Here is a 23,694-nt window from a genome sequence, read left to right as displayed (position 1 = left end):
GGCACCTTCCCTCTCCCCCTCCCTCCCGCTTGGGTCAGGCAGCCCTCGACCCCGACGCGATCAGCACATTCCATTCGGTGCCCGTTCGCACGAGCTGGTCGACGATGGTCGATGCCCGATCCGCGGGGATGAACATCCGCGTCTTGTACTGGATGACCTCGGTGAAGCAGCCGATCGATTTCAGCCAGTCTCGCCGGGCTGGCGGAAAATCGCGCAGTTCCAGGCGGCGGCTGCCGTTAACATGCACCCAGATCAGGCGAGTCGCATCCATTCCGGGCACAGAGACTCCCTCGCTATTGCGCGCGCCGGCGATCATCTCGGCAGGCGAAAGGGTGATCGCCATGTCGACGCCGAAGGACTTGGTGACCTTCTCGACACCGCTCGGCGAGATGATGCGGCCGAGGATCGAGTTGCCCTGGGCGTCCGAGACTCGCCAGACCCGCAGATCATCGTCGGGCAGCCGGTTCCAGACGGGGAGCAGCAGCCCGGTCGCCATATTGATGGTTTCGATGTCGATCCTGGCGCGCGCCTCTTCGACCTCGGCATTCCAGAGCGCTTCAAATTCCTGACCGTCGATTGGCGCCCAATGGCTTTCCTTGAGGGCAACATCCCGGATGCGTTCACGACTTGTTGGTCGGATCAGCTCCCACATGGGAATCGCATTGCCCTCCCCATCCATGATACTCCAGCTCGGCCGCTGCAGCGCGACGCGGCCCGAGCGTCCGTTGCGGAGCCAGGAGACAGGCGCATTGCCATGCTCACGCATGAGCTGGGCAAAGCCGGTGGCGCGCCGCCGATAATGAAGCTCCAGACGGCTAAGCCGCGTCTCCGCCCCGGTCACCGGATCGCGGCACAGCAGTTGCTCATCGAGGAGGACGGTCCGCTCGGTCTGGATCGTCTCCACGCCCACATCGAGCGTACCGGCGTCCCGCGCGGCATCGATCCGCGCCTGGATGAGCGCCATATATTCCTCGAAGATCGCGTTCTGCGTTTCGATGCGCAGCGCGAGCAGCCTGTTCAGCCAGCGCTGGATCGGGGGAAGATCATCGACCAGTCCGCCGCTGTCCTTGTCGATCAGCTTGAGGCCCGTCATGTCGACGAAAGCCTTGAAGGAGGTGCTGGTGAGCTTGCCCCGGTAGAGCAGATGATACCATTGGTTGAGCGCATCGCGCGCGTAATCGCTCTCGAGATTGTCGGAGGGATCGAACAGATTTTGTCCGCCGGTCTGCCGCTGCCCACGGGTCAGCGCGCCGAGGCTGTCGAGGCGGCGTGCGATCGTGCTGATGAACCGCCGCTCCCCTCGACAATCGGTGGTGACCGGCCGGAAGACGGGGGCGCTCATCTGGTTCGTGCGGTTTGACCGGCCCAGACCCTGGATGGCGTTGGATGCCCGCCAGCCCGGTTCGAGCAGGAAATGAATGCGGCGGCGGTCCGCCGATTTGGAGTTGCGGTCAGCATGGTAGCTACGACCCGTGCCGCCGGCGTCTGAGAAGACAAGGATCGGCTTGGCGCCCGACATGAACGATTCGGCCTCGACCAGATTGCTCCGGCCGCCCCGGCGCTCGACGCGCTGCCGCCCGGTCGCATCATGGACCAGCCGCCGGGAGCGCCCGGTCACCTCGGCTATCCTGTCCGTCCCGAAATGACGGATGAGTTCGTCCAGCGCCAGGCCGATGGGCGGGAGCGAGCAAAGCTGCTCGATCATCTCGTCGCGAAGCGCCAGGGCCTGCTGACAAAAGACGGGATTGCCATGCTCGTCGATCATCAGTTCGGAGCGTTCGACATCGTCGCTCCCCTTGACGATCTTCATCATGCGAACGGGGAACGCGGTCTTGAGGTAGTCAACCATCGCCGCCGATGGAGATAGCTCAATATCGAGATGCGCCCGCTCGTCCGCCGACAGGCTCGCGAGACGCCGGTCGAGCATCGCCTCGGCCGTTGTCACCAGTTGCACGATCGCATGGTGCCCGGCTTCCACCTCCTGGGTAATCGCCGCTATCAGGCTCGGCACCTTCATGGCGATCAGGAGCTGCGCGAAGAAACGCTGTTTTGCGCTCTCGAACCGAGACAGGGCGGCGCCCTTGGCCCGGGCGTTCAGCGCCTTGTTCTCCATACGATCGACGATGTTGGTGAGGGCCAATACCTCGTCGAGATGGGCGTGGATCACCTGCCAACCGTCCGCGTAAGCGTTGTAGACCTCGATCTGCCCGGGGGTCAGGGGATGTTCGAGCGGATCATATTCGACGCCGCTGAAGGTGAGCGCGCGCGCCGTGTAAAGGCCCAGAGCCTTCAAATCGCGCGCGACGATCTCCATCGCGGCGATCCCGCCCTTCTCGATGCCGCCCATGAAGGCGGCGCGATCGTCAAACGAGGTGCCCGGTCCCCATAGGCCGAGGCGAATAGCGTAGCAGAGATTGGCCGGGTCAGTCGCGCCAGTCGCCGAGACATAGAGGATGCGGGCGCGCGGGCGAAGATTCTGGAGTCGGACCCCGGCAAGCCCCTGCTCCGAGCCTTTCTGGGTGCCGAACTGGGTTTCCGTGCCCGCGGCATTGGCCATCTCATGGGCTTCATCGAAGCAGATGACCCCTTCGAAATCTGCCTCCAGCCAGGCGAGCAACTGGTGCAGGCGTGACGCCTCATCATACCGCTGCGAGCGCAGCGTCGCATAGGTGAGGAAGATGATGCCGCTTTCCATGGCGATCGGGGCACCGAAGGCAAAGGCATCAAGCGGCTGGATATCGATGGGTAGGCCGCCCAGCGCAGCCCAGTCGCGCCGGGCATCCTCGATCAGGGCGGCGCTCTTCGAGATCCAGACCGCCTTGCGCCGCCCGCGCGACCATTGGTCGAGAATGCAGCCGGCAACCTGTTGCCCTTTGCCGACGCCGGTGCCATCGCCGATGAAATAGCCCATGCGATACGCGACGCCATGGGCATCGGGCGTCAGCAACGTACCCGAGCCATTTGGGGCATGAAGGCCCGGAAGGTCGCGTTCGAACGCTTGGCCCGCATAGATGATCGTTTCGAGCTGAGCGTCCGAGAGGGCCGTTACCGCGCAGCGCGGCAGCATCGGGACATAGGTCGGACGCGGCGGGATGATCGACGACATCGCAATGGATTCAACAAGCTGATCGGGATGCGGCTTTGCCTGCGGGATGTCCATCCGCGACAGACGCCAGGGCACGTAGATGCCGATCTGCTCGCCAGCGGGCAGCGGCGTTTCCCGGACGCTGTAGGAGAGTGGTTCGACCATCCCGTCGACGGCAACGACGGGTCGGGGCTTCGGCCGTGGCATCGGCGGGCGCGTGCCCGATGCGAAGAGCGGGCGGACGGTCGGCCGAGCGGCAGGAGCAATGACCCGCGGCCTCGCCTGCTCAGGGGACGGTTCGGGCGGCCCATCATCAAACAGCCGGGGCGGAAGCGCGAGGATATGCGGGAGCAGATCGTCGAGGCTGTTCACGGTCAGCCGGTCGGGCGAGCCGGTCCAGCCCTTGTCGTATATGATCAGGCGAACCGAGATGCTGGTGCCATGTTTCGCGAAGGGGCGCCCCTGAACCGTGATCTCGACGCGGGGCCGCACAAGGGCCGCGACCGCCTCGTATCCACTACGCGCGCTGCCGTCATGGGCGAAGGCCGGCGACATGATGGCGACGCAGCGGCCGCCGGGCGCCAGGCGTGCCAGGGCCGATCGGAGATGGCGTGCCCCGGCATGGCGATCCCTGCCCCGACCTTCGCTGCGCGCGAATGGGGGATTGATGAGGACGACGCTCGGCTGTTCATCCACCGCGAGCAGGTCATCGATGAATTCTGCATCATGGCTGGCGACCTTGCGGTTCAGCGCCTGGGCGAGCACCCCCGCCCGGACCGGATCGCGTTCGTTGAGCAGGAGCGACGCCCCGGCAATCTTTGCGAACACCGCAAGCAGCCCGGTGCCAGCCGATGGCTCCAGCACCATATCGGCTGGCGTGATGGCGGCTGCGAGGTTCGCCAGAAAGGCCAGCGGGACGGGCGTCGAGAATTGCTGCATGTCGATTTGCGGCTCGGACCTGTAGGTCTGGGTCGGCAGGCGACCGAGCAAATCGTTCAAGATCGAAAAGGCCTTGGAAGGCGGGTTCGCCAGTTCGATGCCGCCGTCTAGCAAAGCCAAAACCTGCGCGGTCTCGAGGGCGTCATAGGCCTCGCGGAGCGACCACGCACCGCAGGCGTCACTTGCCCCGAAATGCACTTCCATGAGACGGGAGAGACGCTGGCGGCTGATGGGCTGTCCTGACGAAATCAGATCCACAAGTGCCTTGGCAACGGCGGCCAGCGTCCAGACCTTCTGGTCAAGCGGATTGGAACCGGCCTCGAGGGCCGCGAGAAGGGAACGGGTCATAGGGAAACTCCAGCAAAGGGCGCCGCGATCAGCGCCGACGCACACCCTTCCCCATCTTCCTCCTCGAGGACGGAGAAATGGCGTGCGGCAAGGGGCCGGAACCGCGCGAAGGCAGCCCCGGCCCGGTCGGAGGTCAGGCGGCTTCGGAGAGCCCGCCGGTTTCGTCCGTTGCGCCCTGGTCAGTGATGCCGCTGGCCGAAGGATCGTCATCGCCGTCGATGGCCCGTGCCGGTTCACCATCATGGTGGAACCGCATCGCCTCTGGCACCCAGGCGAGCGCCCTCTCCTTCACGGCGGCTTCGACGATGATCTGCCCGCCGAACAGCTTTTCCGCCGAGAGCGAGAGGTCATGCTTCTTCGACGCGCCATAGCGGCTGCGAAGCTCGACGCCGCCAACCTCCTGGAAATGGTCGAGGATCGTGTTCTTGCTTACCCGGTCGAAATAGCGGCGCGCGGTCGGACGCCACCAGTCCTCTACCTTGATGCCGAGCTTGCGGCCGAGATGATCGAGCATCGCGCTACCCGCGCCGCCGGCCGGCACCGCGTGGAGGGTTCGTGCGATCGCCCAACCGAGCCAGGATGCGCGGGCGTCCTCATCCAGGGCACAGAAAGCTTCGTAGCGATCGGTGATATCGGGCGAGTCTGCCCAACTTCGATCGAGGCCCGCTTTCAGCTCTTCCCATTGTTCCGCTGCTGGCGTGTCGCTCTCGAACCCGGGCACGCGCGAACAGGGCGCCGTCGCGCGCAAATCGCTAGGCAGGTCATGGCGGTAGCCGAGTGTGGCATCGACCATGAAAAAGGTGCCGAGGTCGAGCGCGAAATGTGGATCGCTGGCGACATGGACGCGGAGCAGTTCGGTCTTCATGATCGCCATCTCGTCAGCGAGGCGCTGGCTGATCGGCGATCGCGAACTGGCTTCCTCGACCGGCTCTTCATCCTGCTCCACATCTTCCGAAAGATCACCCTCGCTTTCGTCCGCTTCAGGTTCGGGTTCCGGGATGGCGTAATATTGCTCATAAAGGCGCGGTTTACCGTCCTGGCCGATCACCAGATAGGCAAGCGAGGTTGCCTTCTGATCCTCCGTAAGAACGGGCGGCCGCTCATTGAGCGCGTCATATTCCGCTTCGAGCGTCTGGATGACCTGCTGCTCCTCATCGGAATAGCCGTCTTCATCGGCATTCTCGGCGATCGCCTCGAGTTCCTGCTCGATGGCGCGCTGGCGAACTTCCTCTTCCTGGGTCAGTGGGACGGGCTCTCCCTCGATCTCGTCGAGCCGCATGACGTCCAGATAGGGCACGCGTGGGTGGCAGACGACCCGCAGTTCGCCAAAGCCCTCGCGGGCCTGGATCTCATCGGCCGCTGCCCGCATCCTCTCATCGGCGAGGCGTTCGAGGAGTTCGCTGTCGATCCAGTTCTCATTCGCAGCATCCGAGAAGAGATCGCTGTCGATACGGCCACCTGCCGCGATATAGGCGTCCCGCCCGACCAGCAGGGCCTTGGGATCACTGCCTCGATAGAAGCCGGAAATGAGGCGGCGGCGAATCTCGCCGCAGTTGTTCGCACCCCAGCCATCGCCCAGTTCCTCGAACACGGTGGCCTGCCGACCCGTGTCGCTGATGCTGGCATAGGCCTTGGCGACGTCGAGCGTGATCTCGCCATCGGCCAGCGCCTCGAAGATGACATCGGCAAGCCCAGCGAGCCGGAGCCTGCCGAGTACGAATCGCTCGGTGACGCCAAAGCGCTTGGCGACGTCGGCGGGCGTTTTCTTCTCGATTTCGATGATGGCCTGGAAAGCGCGGCATTCTTCGGCGGGCGTCATATTCAGCCGCCCGACATTCTCAATAAGGCTGATCTCGACCGCGTCATTCTTGTCGGCCAGCACCAGAACGGGCACTGTATATTCCGCGTCGAACTTGCCCTCTGCGATGAGCGCCTGGACCTGCTTGAGGCGACGGCCGCCGGCCGTGATCAGATATTCACCCTTCTTGCGCGGGACCGGCAGGCCAACCAGATTCTGGATGACGCCTTTGGCGAGGATAAGGGCCTTTAGTTCTTCATCGGCAACGGGATCGCTCCGCTTGCGTACGTTGGTCGGTGCAACCGTCAGCTTGGTGGCGGGAACGAAGATGATCTGTGGCTTCTGTGTCATGGACATTCTCCGGTGCGCGCCGCGCCCTGACCATCAAGCCGCAAGCCGCGCCCTCCACCGCTCCACCTCCCCTCCTGCCAACAGCAGTTGGTTCCAGTCATTGAAGGAGCGCGGCGGCCACAGGGTCACCAGGTCGCGATTGTCGGTCGCATAGGCCTCCCGAGCGCGCGCGACCGCACGCTCTCCCGCTGGATCGTTATCGGCGAGAAGAACGAGACGGGTGACGGTTGGCGGAATGATAATGCGGGCGAATCGCTCTGCGCCGAGGGTTGCCCACACCGGAATATCCAGCAGCATCGCGGCCGAAAGCGCATTCTCGACGCCTTCTGCGAGCCCGAGAGTGGCCATTGGCGCGGCGAGTTCCACCGCTCCGCGGCCCAACGTGCCCAGGCTCCGCTTGTTCTTGGACAAGGGAGCCGGCTGCCCGGTCAGCTGAATGAAGTTTCGCTGAATGCCAAGTAGCTTGCGGTCATGCGTGATCGCAGCGAGCATCGCGGGCAGAAACCGCACGTTTCTTCCGGCTCCAAGCGGTGTGGCGGGGTGATAGCGAAGTGCCGGGGACCAGGTCATGATATGGCGGGACGCAAGATAACGCTGTGCGGGTGTGCCTGCGAGAGGTTGAGCCTCGCGCCAGAGCTTCAACGCCAGCTCCCGTCGACAGGGTGATGGATCGACATAGGGCAGGCCGCTCGCCTGACGAGGGACTTGAAACCGCTCGGAACGCAGCGCCTGTAGAATCTCGCCGAAAGTGCAACCTGCGAAGCATTTGAAGAGGAGCGTCGAGGTTCCTCGCCTCACCGACAGGCTTGGCGTTTTGTCCGCATGAGCCGGACATCGGCACATGCCGCCGCCATTGACCCATCGCCCCCCGAGCCGACGCACAATGGCCTCACCTGCATGATCAAGGTCGGCACTCACCGCCCGATCCGATCGCTGCAGATCGCAATCTGCGCAATCGCGCTTCGCAGATGCTGCCTCACCTGCCTGCGGCTGATCGTAAAGCGACGAGAAATCTCCTCAGCAGGCATGTGATGCCGAACGCGCAAGACCAATATGCAGCGTGTCAGTGGTGGCATGCTGGAAAGCGCTGCTAGCGGGAACGATGTTGGCGGGCGCGATCCTGAAGCCAGTGGCTCAGGAACCGATTCGGCCAGAGCGCTACACCGACCGCTTTGCCCGACACCTGCTCTGCCGTTATCAACGGCCAGGAGAACAGGGAATGAGGGGCTCATATTCTCGTCAGTCGAGCGCAGATACTCCCGCATCCGCTCGAGGACGGCAAAAGCCCTTTGCTCGCGTCTGGCCTGAATGACCGCAATCGCAATACGGAAGGGATTGGAAACCCAGAGATTCATGGCGGCTTGTTCCCATGGTGCGAGGTCTCTTGCCTCTGGTGACACCATGCCCCTCCCCCCTCCCCTTCAGCCTGCGCGCCAGCGGCTTGCTGGCAGCCCGAACTGCACCCCGAGCGCGAATAGCTGCGAAGCGGCGGGCTGTGACCAAAATGCAACCACTATGGCCGGACCGGTCCCGGGCGATTGATTTTACATTACGCATTGATGACACTCGTTGCCTATCGCAACGGACTGGCCGTCCGGCTTTTGCACCCGGCGGCCGCCATGGCAGAAGGTCGCATCTCTCGTGCCAGAACAGCCCATTCCTCCAGAACTGGAGGCCTATCGCGCCAAAGTCATGCTGCTCACTGACCGCCAGCGCCAGTGCATGAATCTGGTGGCCGACAATCTCAATTCCAAAAAGATCGGCAAGGAGCTGAGAATATCGCCTTGGACGGTCGACAAGCACATCGAAAAGGCCCGCGCGCAGTTGGGCGACATGGATCGGTTTGACGCAGCAAGGATTGTCCGCGCCTTTGAGGACGCATCGACGGTGTCCGCCCTACCCCCCCAGAATTTAGGTACCCAACCAATGGGTCTGTCGCCGTCGCCGCAAATGGCCCCCTCTGTCCCGGTCGAAGACGATGCGGATACGCACTTGATGCCGGACCGGACAATCGCTTCATCCCAGGGTGATAACATCCTGATGAATGCGATCCACGCTCTGCTTGAACATGTGCCGCTCCGCTCCAACCGGAGGCAGAGCAATGACCTGAACATCTATTACATCTTGATCGCTGTCGCGATGGTTGGGTCTGGCGCTCTATTCACGGCTGGCCAAGCCGCCTCGTTCCTCTCAGCCCTCGACAGCATGGCTCGCCGCTAGGCGAATTTCCCCAGCACCAATTCCCACGACGCGCAGCCGGATGGATTGCGCGAAGGAGACCTTATGCCCAAACAACGTCATATCATTGCGCACTCGGTTGCGCAGCGCCTCTTCGCGGCCGAAGAAGCCCTGGACATCGCCGCTGCCAGGATAGCCGAACTCAATGCCGCACTTCCTCTGGCGCGGCTTGAATGCAGGCTTGCCGCTTCCATCGGACAGGACGCATTTCGATCCTCGGCGGCAGCGGTAGTTCTTGTGGCCAGGACGCGGGAGGAGATCGTGGCAACCCATGCCAGGCTGAAGCAGGCGAGCGATGACATCGGGCTTGGCGAACGAGCCTATGGTGATGTGTTCAAGGTCGCGGCGGACGGTCCGCCTGCCACCGATCGGCACCTGCGGGCAGCATGATTAAATCGCGGTAAATCATTGACTATCCGTAATATTGCCCGCTTCAATAGGTGATGACCAGGCAAATGATCTTCGTGTGCCTTCTGATCATGAGCTCGCTCTATGCCTTTGCAAGGGGTGGTCGACCCGAACAGATCGCGGCGGCCACCCTGGTTCTCGGTGTTCTTGCGAGCATTGCCTTTGTCCAGCCCAGCGCTGCCCGGTTTCGCTTTGTCGAGGCTGGCATATTGGGCGTCGACCTGGCGATGCTGGGCGTGTTCCTCGCGCTCTCGTTCCGCAGCACGAGGTTCTGGCCGATCTGGATCGCGGGAATCCTGGGATCCGAAGTGGTTGTTCATCTAACCCGCGCCATCGTCCCGGACATCGTGCCGGAAGCGTATATGGAGGCCGCCGGTTTCTGGAGCTGGGTTGCGCAGACGATGCTGATCGCCGCCACCTGGCGCCATCGCGGCCGGTTACGCCGCAACGGGTCGGATGATCCCTGGCGAACGGATTGTTGATCCGGGGGCGCCGGAACTCAAGAACCCGTAAGGCGGCGCGCGATCGAAGGCCAAACTGAACGGTCGATCCCGAACCAGCTTTGTCCAGGGCGCTACCGGTCGGGTCCAATATCGCGATACGGGACTGACAAGGTCCAGTTGGGCACCAACGTACGGCGCCCGACAACGGAAGGTCATTTTCGAATTCGGGATGCGCGGGTAGCCGAACACCCTGGAAGCGGCCCGATTGAAGCGGTTCGCCGCTGCCCCCGTGACGAGAACTCAAGCCGAAACGAAACCTCTGTCGTTCAAATGAAGGGAGTCCATCGATGCACGAAATGCCGCACATGCGCGTGGATATTTGCCGGAAACTGATCGCATCCCGCAAGGTTGTGGGGGAATGTCTCGGCTACGGCCTTTGCCCAAATCCGATATGGGACATGGCGCTGCAACTTTTCCTGGCGACACAAGAAGGACGCCCGTCATATCTCTGGTCGCTTTGCATGTTTGCCAATGTTCCGCTTTCCACAGCACTGCGGAAGGTCGACCTGATGGAAGCGCAGGGGGTCGTAGCAAGGGTGGCAGCTCCACGCGATAAAAGAGGGATCGAGGTGAGGCTTACCTCCAATGGGCTGGAGACGATCGAAAAGGCGCTGGACCGGCTTATCCCCATCTACGCGACGGCTCCTGAGGCTACCCTGTTCGCTGCAGCGTTAGTGCCCTTTCCAGTGTCCGCCGCCCGCAGCGCCTGAGCTTCCTCGATTGCTCGCAGCTTTCGCCATGCGGACATGATGTTGCGTGCGGTGTCAGCCTCAACCTGACAAAGGATTACAGCGAGTGTCCGGGGGCCATTTTGAAGCAGCCGAACCATCGCGTCGCGCTCGCCGGGGGTCAGTTGATCGATGCCGGAAATCACGACCAGCCGGGGTTTGTCCTGCGTGAAGAGCTCATGTTGGTCAGGGGTCACGACTTGCTGTAGGTGCAGGCGAATATAATGAACCCCGAGCGCATCGGCAGCTTGTCGGAAGTCGTCACCATGATCCTTCCCTGGCGATACGAGAAAAATGAGTGGTCGTGGCTTTTCCGTCTGGGTTTCCCAGATTCTGGCCAAGCGCGATCTGAGATCAGAACGCGCATTGATGTCGGACATGGGGCTCCTTTGGATGGAATAGGCCGGGCCCATGCAGTCCTGTTCGTGATGCGTCAAGCCGCTGCAATTGAGTGATCAGCTGGACCTCGCGGTTTGCGTTATATCCAAGTTGCTAATTGATAAATGAAGGTAGATAGACCTTTCGAATGAGCGCTCAGGCAATATTTACATTTGACCGTGTAGCACGCAAAAAGCTTCAATTATTGAGTAAGCATGGGATCGCATAATGGCCGACGACAATCAGACTGAAATCACCGCACTTACCGTCCAGCTTTTGAGCGCCTATGTGTCTCGCAATACGGTGCCGAGCGAAGGCCTTGCAGAACTGATCAAGACGACGCGCGCAGCGCTCGTCGAAACGCCGACCGCGCAAGCCGATCTGGCAGTCGAGCCGACGTTCACGCCCGCGGTCACGATCCGCAAAAGTCTCTCTTCTCCTGATCACATTCTGAGCCTGATCGACGGTAGACCCTACAAGACGCTGAAGCGCCACCTGGCGACCAATGGTCTCACGCCCGAGCAGTATCGTGAACGCTACAAACTGCCCAAAGATTACCCACTTGTAGCTGCCAGCTATTCCGAGGCGCGGCGTGCCGTTGCCCAAAAGCTGGGCCTTGGCAAAAAGCCCACCGTTTCCGCGGCTGCTCCAAAGACGGATGCAGCGAAGGCAGCGCCGTCAAATGTCGCACCGACCGTGGATAGCGCAGCGCCCAAGGCGGCGAGCACGACCAAGTCGGCTCCCTCGAAGAAGTCCGCCTCGGCGGCAAAGGCGGAACCGGCTGTGATAGCAAAGAGCGCGCCGAAGGCGGCCGGCGCCAAGGCACCTAAGGCGAAGGCTGACGAGCGGAAACGCCTTTCCATTGCAGGTCCCAAGGATAAGGCTGCAGCTCCCGCCGCCAAGCCTGCACCCGCTGCCGGCGACGCCAAGCCGACGGAAAAGAAGGCGCCAACCAAGGCCAAGTCCGCGACGAAACCCAAATCATTGAAAGCAGCCCTTTCTGCCGCCGGCGCGCATCTGGGCTCAGGCAACAAGTCCGAAACGCCTGCCTGAGTTTCGTGAATGGGGGCGCAATGGCGTCCCCTTTTCCATTCGCCAACGGGTGCAGCCGGAAATGCCGCCGCCGTCATTAGCGCCGGATCCAATGGTTCTCATGCTTAGCGTCCTCGCGGGCAGAAGTTCTCCCGATACCGAAAGGCCATGTCAGATGGGGCCGAAGCCCGTCCGCATCGAGGTTGGAATGGAAGCAGTGTCGGGGCTGATGCTTCGTCCCCCGACTGCAAAGGCGCTTTTTCTCTTTGCCCATGGGGCCGGCGCGGGGATGAACCATCAGGCGATGGCATCGAATGCCGAGGGGCTCGCTGCCCGAGGAATTGCAACGCTGCGCTATCAATTTCTTTACATGGAGAAAGGGTCGAAGCGGCCCGATGGCCCCAAGCTCGCGCATGCTGTCGTCTGCGCGGCCGCAGCGCGAGCGGTCGAACTGGCGCCAGAACTCCCCCTCTTCGCCGGCGGCCGATCCTTTGGCGGGCGCATGACGTCGCAAGCCCAGGCCGAGGAGCCCCTGCCAGCGGTCAAAGGCCTGGCCTTCCTCGGCTTTCCGCTACATCCGGCAGGGAAACCGGGGATCGAACGGGCCGATCACCTCACCTGCATCAAAATACCCATGCTGTTCATTTCCGGCTCGCGCGATGCGCTCGCGGAAATGGATCTGCTACAGCCCGTCATTTCCGACCTCGGCGACCGCGCCAGGCTACATATGGTCGATCAAGCCGACCACAGCTTCAAGGTGGCTAGGAAAAGTGGGAGAAGTTCGGCCGATTCCGAAGCCGAAGCTCTTGATGCGCTGGATGACTGGGTTTCGTCGCTTTTGTAACTGCAAAGGCAAAGGGTCAATGCGCGATAGAACCCTCAGGTTTTGGGGGTAACCCAGACTTCGACAGGGGCAACAAACTTGCCTGGCGCAGGTTTACCGACATTTACGCGATCGGCGGTGACCCGCTCTCCGTTCTCCAGATGAAAAGTAGCCCAAGGCTTTGGCATCCGACCAAAAGTCATCTTTTGTATGGGTTGGCCGGTGGTCGAATTCATGATGGTGGCAACGATGCTCATCGCGTCCGCGTAGAGCGTGATTGCGCTGGATGTCTACACGCATCTGCGTTTTTTCCACAGCTTTCGACCCAGGCACGATCCATTTTCGTCACTCAACGCTCACGATCGCTTCCCTAAAAGTTCACATTCCGCTTGTTCCCGCTCGGCCATCATTTGGCCAGCCTGAGCGCCGCAGAACATCGACGGTTGCCTGCTAGCCTGACAGGTTGCAATCTGCGCACCTCATGATCGAATTCTTTGCCCCTCAGCACGACGACCCGGCACTGCCGAACGCGCACATGCTGCGCGCCGCTCGCCTGATGCTCAAATATATGCTGGACGTCGGCCCCATTGGCCTGACACCGAATAGAGCTTTGAAGCGGACGTTCGTCACATGGGCGGCGGAAGCGTTTGAATGGCCTTACTACACCGCCGAAGACTTATACGCTGTCAACAAGGTCCTCAACGAACCCGACTTCCCGCCCTTGATGCTGCTGCACGACCTGTTGATTAGCGCCAAGCTGGCACGTCACCGGAAGGGCTTCCTGCATATCACGGCAGCCGGGAAGGATTTGCTCGGGCATCCTGGCAATCTTTGGATTGCGCTCGCCCACCATCTGCTGTTCGTCCTCGATCACTCCCGATACACCCTCTATGGCGACCAACTGGATGAGGACTGGCTACTTTTCCTAGGCGTCCTGAACGTTGAGGCTCATGTGGGCGTGACCGATGACCAGTTCGTGAAGGCGGTGTTCGATGCTGATAGCGACAACCATCGGGTCCACGCCGTGGCGTATAGCCATATCCTGCGCCCGCTCTGTTGGTTGGGCCTGCTGGATGAAACACGTTACGGCGAGCCTTACCCGATCCATAAGTTGTTCACGAAAACGAGGCTGTGGTCGACGGTCATCCGCGCCGATACAGACCAATTCCTAATTCCTACCAGCCGCCACTAGCGATGCACGGAGCAAGCGAGATCATGGCAGCTCGCGAACCGTATTGGTTGCACAGCCAAAATTTCCGATCCTCACGTCCTGAGCGTCGACCCGTCGCACGCTGACCACTACGGGCCTGATGGGCGCTCTAGGACGGATCGGTCGGCAGAGAGCTCAATATGGCGGCGATCTTTCCTTCGGCAGTGGTAGCTTCAGCGATGAGCAGGTGCAATGCCTTGGCGGTGTCTTCCAGAAGTCCGTCACCAAGAGGCCGCTCGCCATTGATAAATCGGCGGATGGCGCGCTCGTCTATGCCAAGGCGCCGTGAGAAGGCAGTGGTTCCGCCAAACAGTTGAACGCAATAAGCGAAGTGTTCGCGTCGCTCGTCGATTGAATTTTTCTCGGCCATTATTTACCTTTTTTGTTCGCCGTCGGTAGTCAGCCATTACCTTCCGAATGAAGTAAAATCGGCCCATCCCGGTCGTTCAGCGCAAATATTCACGTTTCAGTTTCCGGAACGGCAGCTATTTCGCGGCGATCAAGTCTCAGGGGTAGCGAGCAGCAGCCCGTGGAGGCAGCCGTGTTATCGGAAATTTCCGATGGATATTGACAGGCCGGTTTCATCGGTTATTTCCGATGCATGAACACTGATAATGCCCTCGTGATTCTGATGGCCCTGGCCCATCCCACCCGGCTCGCCGCCTTCCGCTTGCTGGTTCGACATGAACCCGACGGCTTGTCGACCGGGCAATTGGTCGACGCAAGCGGCCTCACTCAGAGTACCTTTTCCACCCATCTCGCCATCTTGGTGAAGGCGGGACTGGTGACGGCCGAAAAGCGCGGCCGCCAGCAAATCCAGCGTGTGAACATCGATGCTCTACGCGGCCTTATGATCTTTCTCGCCAAAGACTGCTGCGAGGGGCGCGCGGAACTGTGTGAACCATTGCTGGCAGAGCTCGCCTGCTGCTGAACGAAGTCTTATGACCTCGATACATCAGGGAATACGCAAAGTGACGGCGTCACAACGCCGACAGGAGTATCCATATGATCCACGACATCATCATCTATCACAATCCCGCCTGCGGCACATCACGCAACACTCTGGCAATGATCCGCAATGCGGGAATCGAACCGCATGTCATCGAATACCTCAAGACCCCGCCTGCCCGCGCCCTGCTGGTCGAGATGATGGAACGCGCCGGCATGACCCCGCGCGAACTGCTGCGCGAAAAGGGCACGCCTTACGCAGAACTGGGCCTCGAGGACGAAACGCTATCTGACGATCAACTGGTCGATGCCATGATGGCGCATCCCGACCTGATCAACCGGCCTTTGGTTATCTCATCTCTGGGCGTGAAGCTGTGCCGCCCGTCCGAAGAAGTGCTCGACCTTCTGCCGGCGCCCCAGCGCGGTCCTTTTGCGAAGGAAGATGGGGAATTGGTGATCGACGCGGATGGCAACCGCGTGACCGCGTGACCGCGAGCCGACCAGTGACGACAAACAAACATCCCCTGCGAAGGACGATGCTGGCCGAGGCTATCGGCAGCCTGTTCCTGTTCGCGACGGTGATCGGCTCCGGCATTATGGCCGAGAGACTTGCCGGAGGGAACGTCGCCATCGCGCTTCTGGGCAATACGCTGGCGACCGGCGCAATCCTGTTTGTCCTGATCACGGTGCTAGGGGCCATTTCAGGCGCGCATTTCAATCCAGTCGTCACGCTTGTCGCCCGGCTGCGGCGTGAGATCGACACCCGTGCCGCATTGGCGCATGTTTTTGCACAGCTAGCAGGCGGTATTCTCGGCGTCTTGATCGCTCATTTCATGTTCGACCAGCCCATATGGCAGATATCCGGAAAACTCCGGGCCGGCCCGGGACAATGGGCGGGCGAGGCGGTCGCCACCTTTGGCCTCATCTTCACGATATTGGGAACGGTGCGTATGCGCCCGCAGTGGGTTCCGGCAACCGTCGCCCTCTACATTACTGCTGCCTATTGGTTCACCTCCTCGACCAGCTTCGCCAACCCGGCCATCACCATCGCCCGGTCGCTCAGCAACAGCTTTGCGGGCATTGCCCCCTCCAGCGTGCCTGCCTTCATTGTCGCCCAACTGGTCGGCGCACTGGCGGCGAACGCCATGAGCCAGGTGCTATTCTCCCCGTCTTCGCATGAGGCCCGCAATGACCCGGCTCCGCAAACTGTCTGACGTCGATCACCTTCCCGCGCTGCAAAAGGAATATCTGCTGCGTTCCCCGGCACTCGGCCTGGGCGAACTAATCCCGGCGCCCCGCATCCTCCTGCTCTATGGGTCTCTGCGAGAGCGCTCCTTTTCGCGCTTCGCTGTGGAAGAGGCTGCGCGTCTGCTTCAGCTTTTCGGGGCGGAAACGCGGATATTCGATCCCTCCGATCTTCCATTGCCCGACCAGGTGAAGGGCGACGATCATCCGGCGGTTCATGAACTGCGCGAACTGTCCATATGGTCCGAAGGCCAGGTATGGTGCAGCCCGGAGCGGCACGGCGCCATCACTGGCATCATGAAGGCGCAGATCGATCATCTGCCGCTGGAAGTGAAGGGCATGCGGCCCACCCAGGGGCGGACGCTGGCGGTCATGCAGGTGTCCGGCGGTTCACAATCCTTCAATGCGGTCAATACGCTGCGCCTGCTCGGCCGCTGGATGCGGATGTTCACCATCCCCAATCAGTCGTCGGTCGCCATGGCTTATAAGGAGTTCGATGAAGCGGGCCGGATGAAGCCGTCCAGCTATTACGACCGGATTGTCGACGTGATGGAGGAATTGGTACGGCTCACGGTTCTCATGCGCCCCCACGCCGATCAGCTTGTGAGCCGCTATTCCGAACGAAAGGCCGCAGGCATCAAAGAGGCGGAACATCCGTCCATCAAGGCGGTCAGGGGCTGAGATGATGACGGGGGGAACCACAAAGGCCCCCAATTTGGATGGCCATTGGTTCACCGGCTGCTGCTGGTGCCGGTGGCTAGGTTGCCGCGCGCCCGAGCAACAGCGATAAGAATGGGGCTGATCGCCCGTTGAATGCTTCGCCGTTCATTGGGGCCAAGCGGATGACCGGCGGGGAACCACTTCGCCGCCGCCAAGCCGCCCATTTCTGCACGGCACATGTTTGATGATTGTCGCACCGGGTTTGCTGCTGTAGATCGGTACTGTCGTGAAACGTCTGCTCACCGCCCTGCTCCTATTCGGAGCCTTGCTCGGCCTTTTTGGGGCAGAGCTGGCCTATGCGCATGCCATTCCGGCCACAATGGCCGCGCCCGAAGCGATGACGATGGACGCCGACTGCATGGCGATGATGGCCACGCAGCAACCTGCGCCCGCCGAGAAACCGTGTAAGGGCCTCACGCTGGAGTGCATCGCGGCGATGGGATGCGTTGTGCCGCTGATCGCAGAAGACCAGGGCAGCGCGGTTGCGACCCCTCTGCTTTATGACGCGCCCGATTTCTGGTCCACGACCCCCGTGCTGGCCGGCCAAAATCTCGCGCCCGATCCTGAGCCACCCACGATCCTTGGCTGATTGAACGATCGCTCCCTTCGCCCGCCCATCGGCAGGTCGAAGCAGCGATCCCCTGCAATTTTCAGTCGATGGATATTCGTGATGACTTTCAAGATGACAGCTACTGCCCTTGCGGCAGCCCTCAGCCTTGCCGCGCCCGCCTGGGCCGGTGAACGCCACCCAGCACCCCAAGGCCATTGGGAATGGCGAGCCGCGCCGCAATATGGGCCGCGCACAACCGTGCCTTCACAAAAGCGCGTCTGGATTCCCGATCAGGCGCAGATGGCACATTGCGATTGCGACATGATGGCGATGAACACAGCCGACTGCATGAAGTCCATGCATGAGGGCCGTTCGGATCCCTCGGCCGGCTGAAGCAAGCTTCCCGGCCGATAAGCAGAACCATGGCCAGGCGCGTTGCGCCGACGCAACCCTATCCGTTGCGTCGGCGCACGTCGCTGAGCGGTACGGTTCTCAGGCCGGGTGGCTCCCGATCGGGAGACCCCCATGTATCGATTTCTGTTTGCTTTTCCCTTGCTGGCGCTCAGCGCGGCAGCGGCTCATGCCGAGCCTCTGAGCTTCGAAGATGCCCTCGCTCGCGCACAAGGGCAGGCGCCATCCATTCGCGCGCGCCTGCTCGAGGCCGAGGCCCGCAGATCGGCGGCAACGGCCGCCGGGCAGCTGCCCGATCCAAAGCTGGGCGTCGGGCTCGACAATTTCCCCGTCTCCGGTCCGCCCGCAGGCACCTTCGCGGGAGACAGCATGACGATGGGGCGCGTCGGCATCAGCCAGGACGTGCCCAACCTCGCCAAGCGCCATGCCCGTACCGGCCGTGCCGAGGCCGATGTCGCGGCAGCGCAGGCGAGCAATCTCTCCGAGGCACGACGGGTCAGGGTGGCAACCGCGCTCGCCTGGATCAGCCTCGCCTATGCCGAGCGCCGACTTGCGGCGGTCGACGGGGTCAAGGCCGACTTGCAACCAATGGTAGGGGCAACACGCTCAGGGGTCGCCTCGGGCACGGTGCGTCTGGCGCAGGCGCTGGACATCCAACAGGCCCTGGCGGCGCTCGAAGACAAGAGAAGCGAGGTCGCCGCCGATCTGGGACGGGCGAGAGCGACGCTGACGCGCTGGACCGGTGACAGCAGTGTTGAGCTCGCGGGCGATATACCCCAATTCACGGTCGATCCCGCCGCGCTGCGCGCTGCGATCGACCGCCATCCCGATCTCGCCGTTTCCATCACCCGCACACGCCAGGCGGAAGCGGACATCACCGTCGCCCGCGCGGAAAAGCGCCCCGACTGGGGGTTCGATGTTGCCTATCAGCGTCGCGCCGACCGCTATGGCGATATGGTGTCGGCAGGTGTGTCCGTCAGCCTGCCGCTCTTTGCCAGGAAACGCCAGGATCCGATGATCGCCGCCAGCGTCGCGACCGCTGGCGCGGCGATGGCCGAGCAGGAGGACATGCGGCGCAGCCTTACCGCCGACCTCGAAAGCGGGCTTGCCGATCATGTCATGCACCATGAGCAGTGGATGCGCGCGCGAGACACATTGCTGCCACTCGCGCAGCGAAAGACCGATCTCGAGACGGCCAGCTATGGCGCTGGGCGCGCGGGCCTCGTCGATGTGATCCAGTCCCGGTCGATGCTGGCCGATACCAAGTTGCAGACGCTGGATCGCGAGGCGGAAGTGGCGCGCGACGCGGCGCGCCTGGTGCTGACCTATGGGGATGACGACAAATGAGCGACAGGATTTCAGCACGAATGCGGCTCGGTCTTGCCGCCACGGTTATAGCGGTCGTCGCGGGAGGGGCCGGCTATGGCATCGCCACCCTCGGACACGGCGAAGGGGCCGCTCCCAAGGGAGCCGATTCCGGCCGCAAGGTCCTCTACTGGTACGATCCGATGGTGCCGAGCCAGCATTTCGACAAGCCCGGCAAGTCGCCGTTCATGGATATGCAGCTCGTCCCCAAATATGCCGGCGAGGGACCGGCGGAAGCAGGCATCGCCATCGATCCCGCACGGACCCAGAATCTGGGGCTGCGGGTGGTCGCGGCGCAAACCGGCACGATGGGTTCGGCGCTGACCGCGACCGGCAGCATCGATTTCAACCAGCGTGACGTGGCCGTGGTCCAGAGCCGTGCGGCAGGCTTTGTCCAACGCGTCTATGCTCGCGCGCCAGGTGACGTCATCGGCGCAGGTGCGCTACTCGCCGATCTGCTCGTTCCCGAATGGGCCGGCGCCCAGGCCGAATATCTTGCGGTCAGGCGGACGGGTGATGCCAGCCTGACCCGCGCCGCGCGCCAGCGCCTGGCGCTGCTGGGCATGCCAGCGGGCACAATTGCGGCCGTCGAGCGCAGCGGCAGGCCGCATAATGTCGTCACCATCTCCTCGCCAATTGGGGGCACCATCAAGAACCTCGGCGTCCGCCAGGGCATGACCGTCTCCGCCGGCGAGACGCTCGCTGAAGTGAATGGGCTAGGGACGGTCTGGCTCAATGCGGCCGTGCCCGAGGCGATCGCCGGGCAATTGCGCCCGGGCCAGAGCGCGACCGCGACGCTCGCCGCCTATCCGGGTGAGCACTTCGCCGGTAGGGTCGCCGCGATCCTGCCCGCCGTCCAGGCCGACAGCCGAACGCTGACCGTGCGGATCGAGCTTCCTAATCGCGGGGGGCGCTTGAAGCCTGGCATGTTTGCCACTGTCGATTTGGGCGGTAGTGCGCGGTCGGCGCTGCTCGTGCCCTCAGAGGCGGTGATCCAGACCGGCAAGCGGACGCTGGTCATGCTCGCACTTAACAAGGGCCGCTATCAGCCTGCCGAGGTCCAGACGGGCCAGACGAGCGGCGGCCAGACCGAGATCCTCGCGGGCCTCGCTCAAGGAGAAAAAGTCGTCGCCTCGGGCCAGTTCCTGATCGATTCCGAAGCGAGCCTGTCGGGCGTTCAGGCGCGGCCGATCGCGACATCCTCTGCCTCACCTCCTCGAGCGGCGGCGGCAAAAGCCGGCGCTTATGCAACGGTCGGCCGGATCGACAAGATCGAGGCGGCCAGCATCACCTTCAGCCATCAGCCGGTGCCGGCGCTGCAATGGCCGGCGATGACCATGACCTTCCGGCTGGCGACTCCGACCCTAGCCCGTGGTTACGAGGTCGGCGATCGGGTCCGGTTCAGCTTCGACCAGTTGCCATCCGGCCCGACAGTCAGGACCATGGCGCGCGAGGCTGGCCAGTGATCGGGCGGCTGATCCACTGGTCGGTCCAGAACCGCTTCTTCGTCGTTCTCGGCGCGCTTGCGCTGGTGCTCGCTGGGCTCTGGGCGGTTCGTTCGACACCGATCGATGCCTTGCCCGATCTGTCCGACACGCAGGTCATTATCCGCACCTCGCTCCCCGGCCAGGCGCCGCAGATCGTCGAGAACCAGGTCACCTATCCGCTCGCCACCACCATGCTGTCGGTGCCCGGCGCGAAGACAGTGCGCGCCTACAGCTTCTTCGGCGACAGCTTCGTCTACGTGATCTTTGAGGACGGCACCGATCTCTATTGGGCGCGCAGCCGCGTGCTCGAATATCTCAATCAGGTCCAGGGCCGGCTTCCCGATCAGGCGAAAAGCGCCATCGGTCCCGACGCGACAGGGGTTGGCTGGGTCTATGAATATGCGCTGGTCGACCGCACCGGCGGACACGATCTCGCTCAGCTTCGCGGGCTTCAGGACTGGTTCCTCCGCTATGAGCTCAAAAGCCTGCCTGGCGTCGCCGAGGTCGCCAGTATTGGCGGCATGGTCAAGCAGTATCAGGTTGTCCTCGACCCGGTGAAGCTCGCCGCCTTCGGCATCACGCATCAACAGGCGGTGTCGGCCATCAGCCAAGCCAATCAGGAGGCTGGCGGCTCGGTGCTGGAGATGGGCGAGGCCGAATATATGGTCCGCGCATCGGGCTATCTAAAGACGCTCGATGATTTCCGCGCGATCCCGCTGCGGACCGCGGCCGGCGGCGTTCCGGTGACACTGGGCGATGTCGCCACCGTCCAGATTGGCCCCGAAATGCGGCGCGGCATTGCCGAACTCGACGGGGACGGCGAGGTGGCGGGCGGCGTCGTCATCCTGCGCCAGGGCGCGGACGCGCGCAGCACGATCGAGGCGGTCGAGACCAAGCTGGAGGAGCTGAAGAAGAGCCTGCCGCCCGGCGTTGCTGTGGTGCCGACCTATGACCGCTCACAGCTCATCGATCAGGCGGTGGAGAACCTCACCCACAAGCTGATCGAGGAGTTCGTCGTCGTTGCTATCGTCTGCGCCCTGTTCCTCTGGCACGTCCGCTCGGCGCTGGTCGCAATCGTCACTCTGCCGCTGGGCGTGCTCGCCGCCTTCATCGTCATGCACGCGCAGGGGGTGAATGCGAATATCATGTCACTGGGCGGTATCGCGATCGCCATCGGTGCGATGGTCGATGCCGCGATCGTCATGATCGAGAACGCGCACAAGAAGACCGAGCATTGGGAACGCGAGCATCCCGGCGAACATCTTCATGGGGCGCAGCACTGGATCGTCGTGACCGAGGCGGCGATGGAGGTCGGCCCGGCGCTGTTCTTCAGCCTCCTCATCATCACCCTCTCCTTCGTTCCGGTGTTCACGCTCCAGGCGCAGGAAGGCCGCCTGTTCGCGCCGCTCGCTTTCACCAAGACCTATACGATGGCGGCCGCTGCGATCCTGTCGGTGACGCTAGTGCCGGTACTGATGGGCTGGCTGATCCGGGGCAGGATCCCTTCCGAACAGGCCAATCCGATCAACCGGGCGCTCACCAGCGCCTATCGCCCCGCGATCGACTGGGTGCTCGAACAGCCGAAGACCACGCTCGTCATCGCCGCGCTGGTCTTCGCGACCACCGCCTGGCCGCTCTCGCGCCTCGGCGGCGAGTTCCTGCCGGCGATGAACGAGGGCGACCTGCTCTACATGCCTTCGGCCCTGCCGGGCCTCTCGGCCGCCAAGGCGTCGGAACTGCTCCAACAGACCGACCGGATGATCAAGACCGTGCCCGAGGTGCAGAGCGTGTTCGGCAAGGCCGGGCGCGCCGAGACCGCCACCGATCCGGCGCCGCTTGAGATGTTCGAGACGACGATCCGCTTCAAGCCCCGCGATCAGTGGCGACCCGGCATGACACCCGACAAGCTGGTCGATGACTTGGACCGGGCAGTGAAGGTGCCGGGCCTCGCCAATATCTGGGTGCCGCCGATCCGCAACCGGTTCGACATGCTGGCGACCGGCATCAAGAGCCCGATCGGGGTCAAGGTTTCTGGCAGCGCTCTTGCCGAGCTCGACCGCATCGCACGTGCGGTTGAGGGCGTGGCCAAGACCGTGCCCGGCGTCAGCTCGGCGCTGGCCGAACGCCTGACCGGCGGGCGCTATGTCGATGTCGACATCGATCGCGCTACGGCTGCCCGCTACGGACTGAACATCGCCGACGTGCACGCGATCGTCTCGGGGGCAGTCGGTGGCGAAAATGTCGGGCAGACCGTCGAGGGGCTGGCCCGCTATCCGATCAATGTGCGCTATCCGCGCGAAATCCGCGACAGCATCGACGCCCAGCGGGCGCTGCCGGTGCTGACACCGTCGGGCCAGCAGATCACGCTCGGCACGGTCGCGCGCATCGCCGTTGCGGACGGCCCGCCGATGCTCAAGACCGAGAATGGCCGCCCCTCGACCTGGGTCTATGTCGATGTGCGCGGGCGCGATCTTGCTTCGGTGGTCGGCGACCTACGCCACGCCGTGGCGAGCAAGGTTAGGCTCTCGCCCGGCGTCAGCATCGCCTATTCGGGGCAGTTCGAATATCTCCAGCGCGCGGTCGACCGGTTGAAGATCGTCATCCCAGCGACGCTGGTCATCATCTTCGTGCTGTTGTTCCTCATCTTCGGGCGCTTCGACGAAGCGCTGCTGATCATGGGCACGCTACCCTTCGCGCTCACCGGCGGATTCTGGATCCTCTACCTGCTCGGCTACCACCAGTCGGTGGCGACCGGGGTCGGGTTCATCGCGCTTGCCGGCGTCGCCGCCGAGTTCGGCGTCGTGATGCTGATCTACCTGAAAGACGCGCTCGAACAACGAGGAGCCGATCCGCCACCCGATGTCGTCGCTAAGGCCGTGCGCGAGGGCGCGCTACTGCGCGTCCGGCCCAAGGCGATGACGGTGGCGGTGATCATCGCCGGCCTGCTCCCGATCCTGGTTGGGTCGGGCGCGGGCTCGGAAGTGATGAGCCGGATCGCCGCGCCCATGGTCGGCGGCATGCTGACCGCGCCGCTCCTGTCGATGTTCGTTATTCCTGCCGCCTATCTGCTCATGCGGCGGCGACAAGTCTCGTCCACCCCACACACCGTTTTACCCTGAAGGAGAAA

At 62.8% G+C, this 23,694-nt stretch carries 22 protein-coding genes; 15 read left to right on the top strand and 7 right to left on the bottom strand.

The genetic code is table 11. From position 1 onward, the window contains the following. Nucleotides 1–34: 34 nt before the first annotated feature. The 4 genes from A0J57_RS00470 to A0J57_RS27340 all read right to left on the bottom strand — a co-directional run bounded on the left by A0J57_RS00470 (nucleotide 35) and on the right by A0J57_RS27340 (nucleotide 7,753). Entirely contained in the window at nucleotides 35–4,372 is a 4,338-nt protein-coding gene (locus tag A0J57_RS00470) for a strawberry notch-like NTP hydrolase domain-containing protein (RefSeq protein WP_061934577.1), read from the bottom strand. 133 nt (nucleotides 4,373–4,505) lie between these two features. After that, the gene (locus A0J57_RS00465) at nucleotides 4,506–6,521 is read right to left on the bottom strand and encodes a ParB/RepB/Spo0J family partition protein (RefSeq protein WP_044662170.1); all 2,016 of its coding nucleotides are present in this window, start codon (nucleotides 6,519–6,521) and stop codon (nucleotides 4,506–4,508) included. 33 nt (nucleotides 6,522–6,554) lie between these two features. Beyond that, entirely contained in the window at nucleotides 6,555–7,439 is an 885-nt protein-coding gene (locus tag A0J57_RS00460) for a toprim domain-containing protein (RefSeq protein WP_235600726.1), read from the bottom strand. Next, on the bottom strand, nucleotides 7,436–7,753 hold the full coding sequence (locus A0J57_RS27340; RefSeq protein ID WP_369118707.1) for a sigma factor-like helix-turn-helix DNA-binding protein: 318 nt from the start codon (nucleotides 7,751–7,753) through the stop codon (nucleotides 7,436–7,438). The genes A0J57_RS00460 and A0J57_RS27340 overlap by 4 nt, the downstream gene beginning before the upstream one ends. A 409-nt stretch (nucleotides 7,754–8,162) precedes the next feature. On the opposite strand from A0J57_RS27340, the gene A0J57_RS00455 reads away from it, so the two are divergent. From A0J57_RS00455 to A0J57_RS00445, 3 genes are all read left to right on the top strand, one after another. Beyond that, the gene (locus A0J57_RS00455) at nucleotides 8,163–8,741 is read left to right on the top strand and encodes a helix-turn-helix transcriptional regulator (protein ID WP_137709740.1); all 579 of its coding nucleotides are present in this window, start codon (nucleotides 8,163–8,165) and stop codon (nucleotides 8,739–8,741) included. Between the two features lie 63 nt (nucleotides 8,742–8,804). After that, nucleotides 8,805–9,149, top strand: a complete 345-nt coding sequence (locus tag A0J57_RS00450) for a hypothetical protein (RefSeq protein ID WP_044662167.1) — start codon at nucleotides 8,805–8,807, stop codon at nucleotides 9,147–9,149. Nucleotides 9,150–9,214: 65 nt separating this feature from the next. Continuing rightward, nucleotides 9,215–9,649 (top strand): hypothetical protein, encoded by a 435-nt coding sequence (locus tag A0J57_RS00445; protein ID WP_235600725.1) that lies wholly within the window; start codon nucleotides 9,215–9,217, stop codon nucleotides 9,647–9,649. A gap of 652 nt (nucleotides 9,650–10,301) precedes the next feature. Here the strand turns inward: A0J57_RS00445 and A0J57_RS25820 are convergent. Then, a complete protein-coding gene (locus A0J57_RS25820) occupies nucleotides 10,302–10,778 on the bottom strand; it encodes a hypothetical protein (RefSeq protein WP_137709741.1) in 477 nt (158 codons plus the stop codon). A gap of 226 nt (nucleotides 10,779–11,004) precedes the next feature. Between A0J57_RS25820 and A0J57_RS00435 the strand changes: the two genes are divergently transcribed. Both A0J57_RS00435 and A0J57_RS00430 read left to right on the top strand, forming a co-directional pair. Next, on the top strand, nucleotides 11,005–11,829 hold the full coding sequence (locus tag A0J57_RS00435) for a MucR family transcriptional regulator (protein WP_044662165.1): 825 nt from the start codon (nucleotides 11,005–11,007) through the stop codon (nucleotides 11,827–11,829). A 154-nt stretch (nucleotides 11,830–11,983) separates the two neighbouring features. Beyond that, entirely contained in the window at nucleotides 11,984–12,652 is a 669-nt protein-coding gene (locus tag A0J57_RS00430; RefSeq protein ID WP_044662164.1) for an alpha/beta family hydrolase, read from the top strand. Between the two features lie 35 nt (nucleotides 12,653–12,687). On the opposite strand, the gene A0J57_RS25090 is transcribed toward A0J57_RS00430, so the two are convergent. Continuing rightward, on the bottom strand, nucleotides 12,688–12,888 hold the full coding sequence (locus A0J57_RS25090) for a hypothetical protein (protein WP_076605733.1): 201 nt from the start codon (nucleotides 12,886–12,888) through the stop codon (nucleotides 12,688–12,690). Between the two features lie 224 nt (nucleotides 12,889–13,112). Between A0J57_RS25090 and A0J57_RS00425 the strand changes: the two genes are divergently transcribed. Then, nucleotides 13,113–13,823 (top strand): hypothetical protein, encoded by a 711-nt coding sequence (locus A0J57_RS00425; protein WP_044662163.1) that lies wholly within the window; start codon nucleotides 13,113–13,115, stop codon nucleotides 13,821–13,823. A gap of 127 nt (nucleotides 13,824–13,950) precedes the next feature. Here the strand turns inward: A0J57_RS00425 and A0J57_RS00420 are convergent, their stop codons facing one another. After that, nucleotides 13,951–14,211: a hypothetical protein gene (locus tag A0J57_RS00420; RefSeq protein WP_044662162.1), complete on the bottom strand. Its 261-nt coding sequence runs from the start codon at nucleotides 14,209–14,211 to the stop codon at nucleotides 13,951–13,953. 231 nt (nucleotides 14,212–14,442) lie between these two features. On the opposite strand from A0J57_RS00420, the gene A0J57_RS00415 reads away from it, so the two are divergent. The 9 genes from A0J57_RS00415 to A0J57_RS00375 all read left to right on the top strand — a co-directional run bounded on the left by A0J57_RS00415 (nucleotide 14,443) and on the right by A0J57_RS00375 (nucleotide 23,686). Then, entirely contained in the window at nucleotides 14,443–14,772 is a 330-nt protein-coding gene (locus A0J57_RS00415; RefSeq protein ID WP_044662161.1) for a helix-turn-helix transcriptional regulator, read from the top strand. Between the two features lie 74 nt (nucleotides 14,773–14,846). Beyond that, entirely contained in the window at nucleotides 14,847–15,278 is a 432-nt protein-coding gene (gene arsC / locus A0J57_RS00410; RefSeq protein WP_044662160.1) for an arsenate reductase (glutaredoxin), read from the top strand. A gap of 14 nt (nucleotides 15,279–15,292) precedes the next feature. Continuing rightward, nucleotides 15,293–16,003 (top strand): MIP/aquaporin family protein, encoded by a 711-nt coding sequence (locus tag A0J57_RS00405; protein ID WP_328587028.1) that lies wholly within the window; start codon nucleotides 15,293–15,295, stop codon nucleotides 16,001–16,003. Beyond that, nucleotides 15,978–16,715, top strand: a complete 738-nt coding sequence (arsH, locus tag A0J57_RS00400; RefSeq protein ID WP_044662158.1) for an arsenical resistance protein ArsH — start codon at nucleotides 15,978–15,980, stop codon at nucleotides 16,713–16,715. Before A0J57_RS00405 ends, arsH begins: the two co-directional genes overlap by 26 nt. Nucleotides 16,716–16,980: 265 nt before the next feature. After that, nucleotides 16,981–17,343, top strand: coding sequence for a hypothetical protein (locus A0J57_RS00395; RefSeq protein WP_044662157.1), 363 nt, complete (start codon nucleotides 16,981–16,983; stop codon nucleotides 17,341–17,343). A gap of 81 nt (nucleotides 17,344–17,424) precedes the next feature. Further along, nucleotides 17,425–17,697, top strand: a complete 273-nt coding sequence (locus A0J57_RS26775; RefSeq protein WP_052628228.1) for a hypothetical protein — start codon at nucleotides 17,425–17,427, stop codon at nucleotides 17,695–17,697. Between the two features lie 132 nt (nucleotides 17,698–17,829). Beyond that, the gene (locus A0J57_RS00385) at nucleotides 17,830–19,062 is read left to right on the top strand and encodes a TolC family protein (protein WP_044662156.1); all 1,233 of its coding nucleotides are present in this window, start codon (nucleotides 17,830–17,832) and stop codon (nucleotides 19,060–19,062) included. Then, nucleotides 19,059–20,546 (top strand): efflux RND transporter periplasmic adaptor subunit, encoded by a 1,488-nt coding sequence (locus tag A0J57_RS00380; protein WP_044662155.1) that lies wholly within the window; start codon nucleotides 19,059–19,061, stop codon nucleotides 20,544–20,546. The genes A0J57_RS00385 and A0J57_RS00380 overlap by 4 nt, the downstream gene beginning before the upstream one ends. Continuing rightward, nucleotides 20,543–23,686, top strand: coding sequence for an efflux RND transporter permease subunit (locus A0J57_RS00375; RefSeq protein WP_044662154.1), 3,144 nt, complete (start codon nucleotides 20,543–20,545; stop codon nucleotides 23,684–23,686). The genes A0J57_RS00380 and A0J57_RS00375 overlap by 4 nt, the downstream gene beginning before the upstream one ends. Nucleotides 23,687–23,694: the final 8 nt, after the last annotated feature.

Source organism: Sphingobium sp. 22B (assembly GCF_001580035.1).
Taxonomy (GTDB): Bacteria; Pseudomonadota; Alphaproteobacteria; order Sphingomonadales; family Sphingomonadaceae; genus Sphingobium; species Sphingobium fuliginis.
The sequence above is the reverse complement of the archived record's forward strand: the minus strand, read 5'-3'. Positions and strand labels throughout refer to the sequence as shown.